The 14,593-nt window shown below is 61.1% G+C and carries 8 protein-coding genes; 1 reads left to right on the top strand and 7 read right to left on the bottom strand.

Going from position 1 to position 14,593, the window contains the following annotated elements; genetic code table 11:
* The first annotated feature begins 67 nt into the window (after positions 1-67).
* The gene (locus ACEI37_RS10740) at positions 68-856 is read left to right on the top strand and encodes an OmpA family protein (RefSeq protein ID WP_373377760.1); all 789 of its coding nucleotides are present in this window, start codon (positions 68-70) and stop codon (positions 854-856) included.
* Positions 857-911: 55 nt separating this feature from the next.
* On the opposite strand, the gene tssA is transcribed toward ACEI37_RS10740, so the two are convergent.
* The 7 genes from tssA to tssH form a co-directional block, all read right to left on the bottom strand.
* The gene (gene tssA, locus ACEI37_RS10735) at positions 912-2,003 is read right to left on the bottom strand and encodes a type VI secretion system protein TssA (RefSeq protein WP_373376686.1); all 1,092 of its coding nucleotides are present in this window, start codon (positions 2,001-2,003) and stop codon (positions 912-914) included.
* 245 nt (positions 2,004-2,248) lie between these two features.
* On the bottom strand, positions 2,249-2,884 hold the full coding sequence (locus tag ACEI37_RS10730; protein WP_373376685.1) for a DUF6708 domain-containing protein: 636 nt from the start codon (positions 2,882-2,884) through the stop codon (positions 2,249-2,251).
* 1,172 nt (positions 2,885-4,056) lie between these two features.
* Entirely contained in the window at positions 4,057-5,166 is a 1,110-nt protein-coding gene (locus ACEI37_RS10725; RefSeq protein WP_373376684.1) for an MFS transporter, read from the bottom strand.
* 14 nt (positions 5,167-5,180) lie between these two features.
* Positions 5,181-7,913: a T6SS effector BTH_I2691 family protein gene (locus tag ACEI37_RS10720; protein WP_373376683.1), complete on the bottom strand. Its 2,733-nt coding sequence runs from the start codon at positions 7,911-7,913 to the stop codon at positions 5,181-5,183.
* Between the two features lie 14 nt (positions 7,914-7,927).
* A complete protein-coding gene (locus ACEI37_RS10715) occupies positions 7,928-8,860 on the bottom strand; it encodes a DUF4123 domain-containing protein (protein WP_373376682.1) in 933 nt (310 codons plus the stop codon).
* Positions 8,861-9,027: 167 nt separating this feature from the next.
* Positions 9,028-11,823: a type VI secretion system Vgr family protein gene (locus ACEI37_RS10710; protein ID WP_373376681.1), complete on the bottom strand. Its 2,796-nt coding sequence runs from the start codon at positions 11,821-11,823 to the stop codon at positions 9,028-9,030.
* 40 nt (positions 11,824-11,863) lie between these two features.
* A complete protein-coding gene (gene tssH, locus ACEI37_RS10705; RefSeq protein ID WP_373376680.1) occupies positions 11,864-14,593 on the bottom strand; it encodes a type VI secretion system ATPase TssH in 2,730 nt (909 codons plus the stop codon).

Below are 14,593 nucleotides of genomic sequence, written 5' to 3'. Positions count from 1 at the left end.
CCGGGTGGCCCACTTCAAGGCTGCCTCCGCCGCCGTTGGAACACGCACGCCAGCGCTGATTACGGGAATGCTGGCCGCGCTGGCGATGCAGCCTGGCCATGCCGCGCCGGGCGATCCGGGCACGAGCGGGACCGCCATTTCTACCGCGCCTGCAGCGGCAGCTTCAGGCCGGGTCGTCGCAGGCGGCGCGGTCCCTGATGAAGCCACCAAGGCCAGCGTGCTGGCGCGCTTGCGCGAGCTGTATGGCAGCGCCAACGTGGTGGACCAGATCGAAGTCGGCAATGTGGTTTCGCCCCCGAACTGGTCGGCCAATGTGCAGAAGATCCTCTCGCCGCAAATCAAGCAGGTCAGCCGCGGCCAGCTCAGCATCGATGGCACGCAGGTATCCGTGCACGGCGACGTGCGCAACGAGGCCCAGCGCCAGCAGATCGCCAGCGACATGGCCACCGGCCTGGGCCAGACCTATACGGTGAAGAACGGCTTGCGCGTGCCGGCATCCGAACAGAACCTATTGGACCAAACCTTGGCCAACCGGATCATCGAATTCGAAACAGGCGCCGCCACGCTGACGCCCAAGGGCCGCGCCATCCTCGATGAAATGGCCGCGGTGCTGCCGCGCCTGAGCGGGCGCAAGATCGAGATTGTCGGCCACACCGACAACTCCGGCAGCCGCGCGCTGAACCTGACGCTAAGCCAGGCACGCGCCGAGACGGTGAAGAACTACCTGATCGGCAAAGGCGGCGAGCCCGGCATGCTGACGGCAGTGGGCGTGGGGCCGGACCAGCCCGTGGCACCGAATGACAAGGAGGAAGGGCGGGCGAAGAACCGGAGGATTGAGTTCCGGGCGGGGCAGTAATCCAGCATTGTGGTGATCCACGCCGGCGCATCGATACTGCCGGCGTGGCTTGGGATTACGCGTCGTTATCGGTTGAAGGATCCGCGCTAACGCCAAGCAGTTCCTCGATCTGCGACAGCGTGGCATCGTCCTTGACCACCGTGCGCAGCCACGCGTGCAGCGGCATGTCGCCCCACTTGGCAGCGCGCGCCGCCAGGTACGCCACCGGGCTGTGCGGCTCCGTGCGTCGGAAAAAGTCCGCGACCTCGCGCAATTGGGCCAGCGCCTGGCCACGCGTGCGAATCGGGCCGGAGTGAACGGCGTCACCAGGGGCAGCCGGCACGCTTGCATGTCCGCTCTGCGCCGGCGAGGACGATGCCAGGTTCACTTCTGCGCCGGCTGTCCGTTCCACTGGCTTCCCAACAAAGCGCTCCACCAGCATACGCACCGCCTCCAGCGCCTCGCGCGCCTGCCGGAAGCTGGGCGCATGCTCGCCGGCCCGCTCGTCCAGCACCTCGCCGAGGTGCTTCAGCGCTGCTTCGCAGGACACCAGGTCCGCATGCAGTGCCGTATAGAACGCCGCAGGCGTCTTCTTGCGCGCCGCCTCGAATTGCTCCTGGCTGGTCTTGCCCTGTGCCAGTTCGTCCGCCTGCTCCGGATCGCGCCGAATCGCTTCCGCGAGGTGCGTCGCCACCTCCCAGTCGACGTAGGTATATCCACCCGCCGATTCATCGACCAGTGGAATCTCGCGGATCAACTGGCTCGACCGCCCCGCCAGCCACGTCACGCTGCCGGTACGGTAATCGACATCGTCGGCTTCCATCACCGGATGCAGGTGATCCCAGTATTGGCCACAAAGCTCGGCCGTCAGCTGGTAGCCGTCGCGCAGCCCGGCAAAACCCCTCTCCTTTGATAGCGCCTCCGTCAACCACACCGCCAGGCGGAGATCCTTGGTCCGATCCTGCAGCAGCGAGGTGGCTATTCCGATCACCTCGCGCCAGTCTGCCTCCTTGATATCCGTCACCCAATCGCCCTGGTCTAAGGAAGGATCGTCAGCGCGGCGCGCCTCCTGGATGCGATCGAATTCAGCGGAAAACAGCAGGTCTTCGCCGCAGGGCTGGTCGCCAGGAAGCGGAGCAAGCAGACGGTCGAACTGGAGGGATGCCATGGTGGTCAGTCAGCCTTGGGAACAAGAGGTAAGTGTACCGTTGGACGTACGGTAAGGCCATGGGCTGCCTGTCGGCGCCATCCTGTCGTGGATCATATTCGTCGGTGCGGCGCTGACGGGTATGCGAGGCTATGTAGCTGCTCTGCCGTTTCGCGAACAACCTTCCATCGGAACGGCTCGTCGGCCCAATCTGGTCATCTCGTCGCGCCAGCGTCAACGGTAGGGTTCACGATGCGGGATCAACTTTAAGCAGATGTGCCATCAGGACCGAGACGATTTCTCCGCTCGGCATCGTAATCCAGGGCCATCCTCAGAGCCCGCTCGCGGTAGGTCAGTAACTCATCCTCGATTGCGGGCCCCCTCGTCTTAAGGTCCCCCGCATAGCGCGGCTCATACTGGACAAAGGCATCCTCCGGATCGATAGCGCAGGCTACCTCTACCTCTGCCGGCCAGACAGAGCGTTTGCAGGTCTTCATGGCCAGATAGCGGAACAGCGCCCACGGCAGTGTAATGAACAGCATCAGGACTCGCCAGATACCGGAAAATTGGCCGCTCACCTGCGTAATTACCGCATTCCGAAAAGTCGGTTCAGTGCTGACCGTCATTGCCAGTGGTGGAAACGGCAGCGATTGCGGCCCATCCTCCATATACCTGCGAACCATTTCCCAATGTTCCAGGACCGCACCGCGACTGTTACTGCCGTCCATTCCAACTGCGAATGTATCGCGGACCATTCTTTGATCGTCGAGGACGTGACAACGCAAATCGAACGTGAAATACGTCTGTCCGCCCATAGCTGGCCCGGAACGTCCGATGAAGAAATAGGCGTCGTCCCAAGGCACAGTGAGAACACCTCCCGGGACCGTTATGTCGAAAAACATAGACTACCCTGTTCTTGCGATTGAAACGAATCGGGTAGTGCGTATAGCGGAAAAAATCTTTCAGCCAGATGACCTTTACGACGAAGACCGCACACGAAATGCATATTATGGTAGCGATCCAACTAAATGCAACCATTGCATCGGTGGGGTCTGATCCATCGTCACGTGGCGAATATATAATAAACCCAAACAAACCAGCAAAAAACAAGGCCAAAAAAAGAATGGAACCCCACCCATTGCAGCCCACCCGCGGCGCAAAAAATACCTATCCATGTATTCGAAAAAAGTCGAATTCAACCGGAGGAGTCCACGATCATTTGGCGGTAATTCCGCAGTGACAGCTTTAGGATCCAGATATTCCTCTTCCTCATACTGATACAGTGGCCTATCTAATTTATATCGTGTAATCCAGCCTGCATACTCACCGCCTCACATTCATTAACTCCAATCAGACGTTCAGCATCGCCTCATAGGCGCATTCCGGCTCCTTCAAGTGCTTGAAACGTCAATGCGCATGACAACCAAATGATGGTTTATCGAGCCAGAGCTCAAGTTGGGTGATGAGCTTGCGCTCCCCCTCCGTAGAGGATGTCCACCAGCACCAGCTCCGTTTCACTCTGCCCGCGCCGGGCGGACCTGCGAACAGGACCACGCTGCGTGGCCTCGTAGGATCTTCCAGGCTGCCGGCGACGGTGCGCACGCGCTGCCCCGATTTCATTCAGCGTGGTCTTGGCCGATCAACCGTGCCGCCAGCAAGGGCTTCAGGTTCCCTCGACCATTGCGGCGGGGACAATTCCGGTCCATGGAATACGATCGCGGAGAGCATTTGTCCGCCCCTGAAGTGGCACCATCGGCGTCTCACTCGTATCACTCTGGAGGACACGTAGTTCGGCCAAAAGCCCGGCCGAGTTTGTCAGGTTCGGCGGCTGCAACAGACTTCCGGCCCTTCCTTGGCATCGCCACCACATCGATGTTGGCGGCTATGGCCGTATTGGCAATGTCCGCCTCCCGCGGTGCACAGCGCCTGGATCCTCCACCGCTTCGCGGCCCTGTGCCAATCGCGCATCGGCTGCGACTGCGCGTTGCTCGAGTTCGGTCCGCTGCGCCTCCAGCGCTGCGAGGCCGCCCGCGTGCGCGGCACCGGCTCGTTGCTCCCGCTGCAGCGCTACCATTCAAACAGGTACCGATTCGCCTTGCCCTTTCCTACTAGTTTCGCGAACAGCCTTCCACCGTAACGGCTCTTCCGGCCCAATCCCGCTCTCTCGGCGTTTTTGGCCGCAGTCGCTGTTCCACTCCTCTGGGAAGGTAGGCCACTTGCACAGGCGTTCAGCCAAGCAATGCAACGGCGACCAGATTGCTGTCATCATAAAAGTGATTTGCGTCTGAGCCGAGTTACTGCCTCGTCCACCAATCTCGTCCAGCACCCGGGATGGGCCTAACTCGGTTTCCTCGATATGTTGTGAAGGAGTATGAAACCCTTTACGAAGCCATTCATGCTTATTGGGAGCCGGTACTGTGTCGATGCCCTCTTCCATGAAGGTACGTATATATTGCCAAAGGTGTTCCCCCGCAAGTTTGGGGCCAACCCATAGCACGTCCTCTCCCTTCCGTTCCGGATCATCACGATTCAACGGCGGCCAATACAACACGAGGCCTCGCATCCGAAATTCCCCCCCGGCATTGTCTTGTCGGCGCTGGCGTGCGTCCCGATCATCGATTTCGTCGGGCTCCATCTCCCGCGGTGCACACCAATTTGGATGAGCCCGCACCCGATCCCAGTCAAGGACCACGTTACCCCCATAACGACTTGGCCGAAGAACATAGACCTTACGCGTCGTGCGATTGAATCGATAACGAGCACGAAGATTAGTAAAGAAATTCGGCGTGATTTGTATAGGCCAAAAATATACGCCGAAAATAATTGCACACCCAACAATCGCAGCCACAAAAAAGAATGCCAGATCGAATGGCCCACCCTCTACAATATCCATCAACATAAATGCAGCGGGAATCAATGAAACAGCGAGATAAATAATGGAGAGCAGAAACTCCAAAGAGCGATCCTCCTCACCAAGGTTAGAAAGCTCTATAAAATGTTCATTATAATCAAATATTGTTCTAGTGAAATTAAGACTAGGATTTACCGAGGATGAACTCGCATTACTTTTTTCATTCGGAAAATGAAATTTTGTATATTTATTTACATCAGCCACATATTCAATGGCTTCTTTCCTACCATGCTTTTTTTGATGTAGCCAGAAAACTGATTCACAATCGAACATTGCGGATCCCTAAATTATGCCATTTCAGCCAATGCGTCGGCCAGCTTATCCAACGTCTCATCCTCACTAGAAAAAGGCACCTTCTGGCTATTTTTCTGTCGAAACGGCTGCGATTTCAACCAATTTACCCACGCCTCACCTTTCAATTTATTGATCGCCAATGTCAGGACCACTGTCGCTACGGCAATCGCAAGGTTCAATCGCGTCAATATTAATGCCGCTTTGACATAGCGTGCGCTCTTGATGGTCGTGTAAACCCCACCGGCACCGAGGGCTAGTCGACCTAAGTATGCCGCCATCAAACTACGTTCACCTTCTCTTCGCGCTGTGGTGGCATCGACAGCATCCCATACCACGCCAACCACCATCCCCGCGGCAACGAACCGCGCCGCCGCACCCTTGAGTCGAATAAGCTCACCCTCTGCAACACTTGCAACACCAGCCCGATGTGTCTTGTATGCCCAGTCTGGCACAGTCTTGAATAGAGCCTTTTCGTAGAAATCTGCCCTCGCTTCCTTTAGCGTGCCCACTAGTGAAGCCAATGCTCCCGCCAATTCCGTCGTTGTTCGAGTATCGCGGCGTGTGTCCGCACGGCCGATTGCCGGAAAGATAGACAGCGCCGTGATCGCACAGACAGCATGCTTTAATCGCAATTCTGGCATAGCGCCCTTTGCGCCCCCGTCACGGATCCTCTTCTCTACCCGACGCTGGATTGAATTGGCTTGCCTGAACCAAGGTCGATCAAGTGCTTCGGCCTCCTGCTGCTTGAGAAACGCCATCGCCTGAACGCCAAGCCCTCGGGCCAGCAACAATGCCTGCCCCTGGGCAACCGCGCTTTCGATGCCGCTAGGCGCAAGCGCCTTGATCTTCCCCACAACAGCGGCGAACAAGACCGCTGCCATGCTATCTTTAGCCGCCTTGCCAACTTTCACCAGCGCCTCTATACGCTGTCCAGGCTTGGCAGTGCTATCGACAACCGTCCGCCATTCCTTGTCCAGCTTCTCGGCACTGGATAACGTTTTACTCATGGAGCCCAAAGCCGCCACCATGTCAGCATATGCTTTTTGAGTGCGGGCATTGTCCTTGGCCTCTTCAATAGCTGGACCGGGAACCGGCAAAGGATCGGCAAGCCGCTGCAACGCAGTGACCAACTCCTGGCTTACCTGAGCGTTGTTCAGGCTCAGCATCCGCCAAACCAGATTCTTCTTACCGGGTGAAAAGGTGTCCAGGGCAGCATACCAGTCCCGCCCCCGGCTACTGTTGTCAAGCTGAAGCAGGATGGCGCACAACTGGCCGGCACAGCGCATACCGTCCCCCGATTCGATCGGAGCCGTCGCACTGTATCGGGCCAATGCATTGTCGATAAAGCTGTCGGCCTTTAGCCAGACGATCAGGTCGTCGGCAAGACGGTCCAGCAACATATCGCGCTTCTCGATCTGCTTCTGGTGCAGTGCATCGAATGCCTGCACGGCAGCCATGTCGCAATTCGCGGCAATCTTCGCGAGAGCGTCCTCGTTTGCCTTCTTTTCGACCTTGTCCCGCTCCGCAACGCGCGTATCAATGTCGTTTTGGATTGCCTCTCGCCTGCGCCGATTTAGCTCCTGTACAGAGATCAACTCGTAGGTGCCGTCAGGTCGCGGCAGTCGTACGGGCATGGGACTGTCAGAACCGGGATAGTGCCCACCCATCCGTTCATGCACGTCACGAAGGTTTTCGGTCTGACCGTCGTAGGTCGAGATTACCTGCTTCTCCAAGGCTGCCTTGATTGTCTGGATGCTGCGGCTGGCGCTATCTTTCCATTCGTTGCTGACCTTGTTGCTGTCCGTCTCCTTCAACCAATCCATATAGGGAATGGCAGCGCTGAGGTGATGGAGGCTCAATTCCTGTGCAATGCCTATGGCATCCTCACACGCTACGACGGCGCCTTTGTTGTCCAGCAGGAACTTACGAATTCCCTCAAGGCGCGGCCCATGAGCCTCTGCATATGCAGGTTGTTTGACGTGGACGGTATGCGGTCCCTTTGCCATCCCAACCACAGCTCCCGCGCCATTTTCTACGAAATGCTTGCCATCGCGCAGTTCATCGTAGCTGCCCCAACCACGCTCACGAGGCGTAGCGCCCATTAGACCAAAGCATTGCTCATTTCCGACACGCTGCAATGACTCATTGCGAAGGGCGGCGTACTCCACCACATGCTTGTCGAGTACCGACGGCTCACAGGAATCTTTCTGCTGTGTGTTGCCACCCAGCCAGCCCGCGACGTTGAGGCGCTGCATGTACTTTGCACGATTCGGTTCGAGCTCCTGCTTCAAATGCCGGGGGTCAACAGGGTCGGGATGGAACATGTACCATAATGCCGACACCTTCTTGGCATCTTCCAGCCACACTAGACTGTTGTTGGCCTGGCGCGCCTCGCGTGCGCAGGCAACTTTAGGTGCAGCATTCTCCGGCAACATCACCGGAAATTCATTCAGGTAACCATGTGGGTGGACTGCGTAGCCTTTCCATTCCAGTTCCCCCGCGCGTTCAATGCACAAGTACAGAAAACCGGTGCGTAGCATGCGCACGACGTAACGACCGGTTTTCAGCGGAACTCCGGCAGGATTGGCCTGAAACTGCCCACCCGGCGCATGGGCTTCGAGCAGTTCCATTCCCTCAGCTCTAGGACTGTATGCCGCTGCATAGCGCGTAAACAGAATAGGCAGACCTTTTCGGTTGCATTGCTCGCACGGTGTAGCACAAGTCATGGGTTTCTCACTGTTCAATCGGACAGTTGCGCATGCAGCGCTTCAGCAAATCCTGTATCTGGGTCATTCCGGATTGTGGCCAGCACTCCGTCTAGAATGTACTTCCATCTTTCGTTGCGCCAGTCTACTGCGGGTGCTTCGCCCCGATAGCGCCAACTGCACCAGACAAAATCCTTCAGATCGCGGCTCGCCAGGCCAAGGGCGCTTCCCATATCAAGTAGCGAGTTCATTTGGCTGCCGTCAAGCTGATCTTCAAGCCTGATGGCATCCATAGCAAACCTTTGCCACACAAGATTGCCAGCCGACGTTCCGTGAGCGCATTGCCATTGTTCCTTCTGAAAAAGCTGGTGAATCCCGTGGTCGCTCGGCGGTGCGGCTCTGGCGTCTGAGCCAAGTGCACAGAACCAATGCGGATCTGCTGAATTGGTCAAGTCGTCACCAACCAGTTGACCCAGGTCCATGGCCCCCCATGGCTGGACAATAGCCCACCACTGGCTGACTGGCCCCAGCCATCGCATTTGCTGATTGGGGGACAACCGGGGCCACACCCTTTGCATTACGCGTGGATCCTGATATCGAAAGAGTCTGGGCGGCCCGCCGGTCGGCGGCACCTGCACTCCCAAAAGGGCGAAATGGTCGGCGACTTTTGTAATGGGCTGGTCAGAGAGAAGAACGGCGCAGAGCGGTATGCTCACCAGCCGCTTTTGGGACTGCTGCCACGTCAGCTCCAGCCACCGCGCAAGTTGTTCCTGTGCCTTGGCTTCCGCAAGCGACCCCGTACCTGACGGGGCAGGCAACATAGCGCTAGGCACGGGGACTAAACAAGGCGCGGAATCTTCACGGCCCTTGTAATGACTGTCTGGAACAGCAATCCGCTGGCTTGCTTCAATGGGAAAGCGCGAAGTAAAGTCCTCGGCCAGCTCTGCTTCATTCCATCGATCAAGCAACAAGTATGCGCAGATAGGTTCTCTGGTGCCTGCCTTAGAGGCGAAGTCGGCATACCCTTGCGCTAGCGACTTGCACAGCGTAATAAACTGGAACCGACGGGGACTTTCGCCTAGATCAGACATAGGCGTTGACAGCACGGGTTCTTGCATTTGGACCATATGACGTGCTAACGGGAAACAGAAGCTTCGCCGGCAGCGGCGCTATACGTCTCTTGTACATCGCAGCCCTTTAGGCTGCCGTTCGGCATGGCATGACTATTGCCGCTACCCCCCGGCCCCACAAACAAATGCTGCCCCCCCTTAAACGTAGTCATCCCCGGCGCATGCACCTCAATCGTGTTCCCGAGCACCCGGATCTGCGCCCCGGCCGCATTCAACAGCACATGCTCCTTCGCTTGCACATTGACCGCCCCCTGAGACGAGGACACCGTCACCAGCTTTTCGGCGGCGATGCGTCCCTGTCCCTGCAAGCTGGCAATACCCACCTTCCCGCTCGCCGCATGCATGGCAATCCCAGCCGCGGCTTCACCCCCAGCCTTACCATGCGTAAACAAGCTAACCCCATCAGCCACCGCCACCGACAGATTCCCACCGGCCGCCACATTGGCATCCTTTTGCGCCGCCACCGTCAGCTGCGTACCCGCGACCAGCACAGCATCGGCAGGCGTGGTTGCGGCGATGCCCTTGGGTGATGACACCTGCAGGTGGGGCTCGTTATAGGCAGTGGCGCTGGCCTTGCCATCGGCTCCCGCTTCCGTATGCCGCAGCACTTCGGTGGTGTGCTTCAGCTGGGCGATGGCCGGCAGTTCGGCGGGAGCCGGTTCGTCCGGCAAGTCCGCCTTCTGCTTGCGCGCGACATCGGCGAGCGAGGTCAGCAGTTCGGTGCTGGCTTCTACCTGCGTTGCAGCGCCTTCGCTGTCGAGCAAGGGCACGCTGGTGCTGGCGCCGTGCGCGGTCAGCAGCATGCCTGCGCCGCCGCGCAAGGCGCCGCTGTCTGATGTTTCCAGCGCGGCGCCGTGGCCGAGTGGGGCCTGGCGGGCGTTATCGCGCTGTTCCAGGTGGTGGCCCAGCGTCAGGGCCGAGGCCGCTTGCGTGGTGGACAGCAGCGTGCGGCTTTGCCCCTGGGTATCGTCGAAGACAAGCTGGTTGTAGCCGCCGGTACCGTCCTGGCTGTGGCCCAGTGCCTGGGTCTTGATGCCGGACAGCACTGCATTGTGGGCGTGGCCTTGCTGGCCGTTGGACGGGTCGCCACCCTGCTGTTTGCCATCGGCGGCCTCGTTGCTGCCGGCAAACCACGCCGGGGCGTTGCCGGTGGCGTTGGCGGCGCCGGTCTGGTTCTGGTTGTACTGGGCGCTGGCCTGGCCGCGGCCGTTGTAGGCGGCGCCGATCACGACCGGGCGGTCGATGTCGCCGTGCTGGAATTCCACCACCACTTCCTGGCCGACGCGTGGCAATGCCACGCCGCCCCAGTTGGCGCCGGCAACCGGGGTTGCCACGCGCACCCAGGTGCCCAGGCTGGCTTCGGCGCGGGCATTGTCGTCTCCGGCGGGATGAGACAGCCGGCTGGCCGAGCGGGCGCCGCGCTGCCAGTGGAACTGGACCTTTACCCGATGGTCCCGGTCGGTATGCACGGGACCGTCCGTGCCGATGACGATGGCGGTCTGCGCGCCGGTGACTGTGGGTCGCGGGTGCAATTGCCGGCCTTGTCCGTCATGCTGCTGCGGGCGGTATGGCAGCTTTGCCGGCACAACCGTAAATCGATTGCGGTAGAACGGCACGTCCGCGGCGGCAGATGTATCTTTGGCTGGCGCCTCAGGCGGCTGGCCGGTCCCGAGCAATTGATCGATGACGGCCCGGAAGCGCTCGTGCAGGTTGTTGCGGGCCGCATGCGCCACCGCCAGGACGACAAAGCGGCGCTCGTCGTCTCCCTGCACGCGCTCGTAGTCATAATGGCCGGTCAGCATGAAGCGGCTGGCGGGCGCCAGCGTGCGCACGCTGCCCTCGCCAGAGAACGACAGGCGCCTTACTTCCAATGCCTCAATCAGTTGCCGGGCATGCCGCTGCGCCTGGTCGCCGTCTTCGAACCAGTATTGGCCGGGATAGTCGGTGTCCTGCAGGGCTGGGGTGGCTGAGTTGCCTTCGACCGGCGCACCGGCCTCGGCACTGCGCACCGCCTTGGCGCGATAGTCCCAGCTGGCCACGGCCACGGCGTTGGTCTGCAGCCTGCGCGCGCCTTGCCAGCGGTCGATCACGTCTTCGGCAGCGGTGGCATCGGCGCGGCCGAAGCGGATGCTGGCCTGCTCGTTGTCCTGGAAGACATCGTTGGCCTCGGCGATCACCATGCGGTGCGTGCCGAGTGCCTCGCCGTCGGCGGCTTCATGTTCGAAGTAGTAAAACAAGCCTTCTTCGGCGAGCAGGCGCGTCACGAAATCGAAGTCGCTTTCTTCGTACTGCGTGACGATGCTGCGGCGCGGATAGGCCGACGCGTCGCGCAGCGCCCAGCGCCACGCCGGCACCAGCTTGCCCTGGCCGTTGTAGTCGCCGAACACGCTGTCGACCACGTCGACCACCGACATGTCCTGGAACAGGAAGCTGTCGCGACGGTGGCGCAGGAACGCAAGCCATGGCTCGATCACGATGCGATAGCGCGCCAGCCCGCCGTTTGCGCCGACGCGTTCGAAGCGTGTGACGTGGCCATGGAAAGGCCGCAACGTGGTGCGGCTGCGCTGCGTCAGCAAATCCACGCGCACGGCCTGGCCCAGCAGGCTTTGCGGTTCGATGCCGGCGTTGTCCGATACCGCCGTCAGTTCGATGCGGAACCCGCCGCCGTCCAGCTGCTCTGCCACCTGCAGCTGCTCCGGCATCAGCGCGTCTTGCCCAAGGGGCGTCTGCAGGCGCAGCAGGCGGTTGGCCTGCGAGAAGGCGGCGCCAAGCAGTTTGGCCAGGTCGGTCGCTGCAACCATGAATGACTCCTGCGATGTCACCAGTCTGCGCATGCAGATATCAGCTGATGCGGTACTTGAACTCACCGTTCTTGCCCGTGGTGACCTTGATCTTGTCGACGCCGCCGCCCTCTGCCATGCGCACCAGCACGGTTTGCGCGATCTCCGGAAGCAGCGTCCCGTTCAGGATATGGTCGACCGCACGCGCACCGGCATCGACTTCGGTGCAGCGCGCCAGCACCGCCTCGACCAGCGCGTTATCCCACTGGAATTCCGCCTGGTGGTTGGCGGCTACACGGTCGCGGATGCGACCGAGCTTGAGCGTGATGATCTCCACCAGCACGTCGTCCGGAATCGGGTAGTACGGCACTACCTTGGTACGCCCCAGGAAGGCAGGCTTGAAGGCCTTGTACAGCGTCGGCCGCAGCATCTCGGCCAGGGCGTCGGCGTCAGGAAATTCCTCTGCCGGCTTGTTCAGGCAGGCCTGCATGATGGCCGACGAGCCGACATTCGACGTCAGGATGATGATGGTGTTGCGGAAGTCGATGGGCCGCCCTTCGGCGTCGTCCATCTCGCCCTTGTCGAAGACCTGGAAGAACATTTCCAGCACGTCGGGGTGGGCCTTCTCGATCTCATCGAGCAACACCACGCTGTAGGGGTTGCGGCGCACGGCCTCGGTCAGCACGCCGCCCTCGCCATAACCGACATAGCCCGGCGGCGACCCCTTTAGCCCGGACACGCTGTGCGCTTCCTGGTACTCGCTCATGTTGATAGTGATGAGCTTGCGCTCGCCACCGTAGAGGATGTCCGCCAGCGCCAGCGCGGTTTCGGTCTTGCCCACGCCGGACGGGCCTGCGAACAGGAACACGCCGCGCGGCTTGTTGGGATCTTCCAGGTTCGCGGTGGCGGTGCGCACGCGCTGGGCGATTGCATCCAGCGCATGGTCCTGGCCGATCACGCGCGCGGCCAGCAAGGGCTTCAGGTTCAGCACCGTGCGCAGCTCGTCCTTGACCATGCGGCCGAGCGGAATCCCGGTCCATGCCGAAACGATCTCCGAAACCACGTGCCCGTCCACCTGCAACGGCACCATCGGCGCCTCACCCTGGAGCGCACGAAGCTCCGCCAGCAGCCGCTCGAGTTCGTCGGGTTCCGCGGCCGCTGCGGCTGCCTTGCGGCTGCCCTTGCGCGGCATTGCCACCACATCGCTGTTGGCCGCCATGGCTGGGGCGGCTGCTTCCGTCTCCGCATCGTTGCCCTGCTCTCGTGCCGTACGCAGTGCCTGGATGCGCGCCACCAGCTCGCGCTCCTGCGCCAGGCGCGCATCGGCGGCGGCCACGCGTTGTTCCAGTTCGGCTCGCTGAGCTTCCAGCGTTGCCAGACGCTCCCCGTGCGCGGCGCCGACGCGCTGCTCGCGCTGCAGCGCGGCCAGTTCCACGGCCAGGCGCTCAAGCGCCTTGCGATCGTCCTCGATCGCGCCTGGCGTAGCGTTCTGCCCCAGCGCCACCTTGGCGCAAGCGGTATCGAGTACGCTGACCCCCTTGTCCGGCAGCTGGCGGCCGCTGATGTAGCGATGCGACAGGCGCACCGCCTCGGTGATGGCTTCGTCCAGCACGCGCACGCCGAAATGGCGCTCCATCAGCGGTACCATGCCGCGCAGCATCGCTGCGGCCAGCGTCTCGCTAGGCTCGTCGACCTTGACCACCTGGAAGCGCCGCGCCAGGGCGGCGTCCTTCTCGAAGTACTTCTTGTACTCGCTCCAGGTGGTTGCGGCGATGGTCCGCAGCTCGCCGCGCGCCAGCGCCGGCTTGAGCAGGTTGGCGGCATCGTTCTGCCCGGCCTGGCCGCCCGCGCCGATGATGGTATGGGCTTCGTCGATAAACAGGATGATGGGCTGCGGGCTCTTGCGGACTTCCTCGATGACGTTCTTCAGGCGATTCTCGAATTCGCCTTTCACGCTGGCACCGGCCTGCAGCAGCCCCATGTCGAGCGTACGCACGGTCACGCCTTGCAGCGGCGGCGGCACGTCGCCCACCGCAATACGCTGCGCAAGGCCTTCGACCACCGCGGTCTTGCCGACGCCGGCCTCGCCGGTCAGGATCGGGTTGTTCTGCCGGCGCCGCATCAGGATGTCGATGACCTGGCGGATTTCGGCATCGCGCCCGATCACCGGGTCGATGCGGCCGTCGCGCGCCGATTGGGTCAGGTCGACGGTGAACTGGTCGAGCGCCGGCGTCGCGGTCAGCGCGGGCGCCGCCGTGGCACCGTTGGCGTTTGCCGTGATCCCGCTGCCCTCGGCAATATCCACCGCCTGCTCCCGCTCTTCGGAACCGGCGGTCAGCTGGTCGAAATCATGCTTGAGGCGATCCGCATCAAACTCCGCAAAGCGATGCGAGCCGCGTACCGCCAGCGGCGCCAGCGCCGGCTCCGTCAGCAAGGCCAGCAGCAGGTGGCCGGATCGGATGCGGGTGGTCTGGGAGTCGAGCGACGCAATCAGCCACGCATGTTCGAACAGCTTCGGCAGATAAGGCGAAAAAGCCGGCGTGCGCGTGTTGCCGTCCTTGAAGCGCGCGATTTCCGCTTCCAGGTCGCGCTGCAGCGCCGAGGGATCGATGCCGCTGGCACGCACGGCCACCGAGAAATCGCTGCGCGCGTTTTCCAGCAACGCCAGGAACAGGTGCTCCAGGTCGACCTCATAGTTGCCGCGCGCCATGCACAGCGACGCGGCGCGCTCCGCGGCCTGCCGGCAGCTTGCATTCAGTTTGGCGATCAACGTCTTGAGGGGAATGGCCAT

Origin of the sequence: Cupriavidus nantongensis, assembly GCF_041726985.1 — a bacterium.
GTDB classification, from domain to species: Bacteria; Pseudomonadota; Gammaproteobacteria; order Burkholderiales; family Burkholderiaceae; genus Cupriavidus; species Cupriavidus nantongensis_A.
The sequence above is the reverse complement of the archived record's forward strand: the minus strand, read 5'-3'. Positions and strand labels throughout refer to the sequence as shown.

What these genes read in the sequence shown, in the direction of transcription:
- ACEI37_RS10740 (WP_373377760.1), top strand. Translation starts at nt 68, where the DNA reads ATGCTGGCCGCGCTGGCGATGCAGCCTGGCCATGCCGCGCCGGGCGAT.
- ACEI37_RS10730 (WP_373376685.1), bottom strand. Translation starts at nt 2,884, where the DNA reads ATGTTTTTCGACATAACGGTCCCGGGAGGTGTTCTCACTGTGCCTTGG.
- tssH (WP_373376680.1), bottom strand. Translation starts at nt 14,593, where the DNA reads ATGGCCATTCCCCTCAAGACGTTGATCGCCAAACTGAATGCAAGCTGC.
- ACEI37_RS10720 (WP_373376683.1), bottom strand. Translation starts at nt 7,913, where the DNA reads ATGACTTGTGCTACACCGTGCGAGCAATGCAACCGAAAAGGTCTGCCT.
- ACEI37_RS10725 (WP_373376684.1), bottom strand. Translation starts at nt 5,166, where the DNA reads ATGTTCGATTGTGAATCAGTTTTCTGGCTACATCAAAAAAAGCATGGT.
- tssA (WP_373376686.1), bottom strand. Translation starts at nt 2,003, where the DNA reads ATGGCATCCCTCCAGTTCGACCGTCTGCTTGCTCCGCTTCCTGGCGAC.
- ACEI37_RS10710 (WP_373376681.1), bottom strand. Translation starts at nt 11,823, where the DNA reads ATGGTTGCAGCGACCGACCTGGCCAAACTGCTTGGCGCCGCCTTCTCG.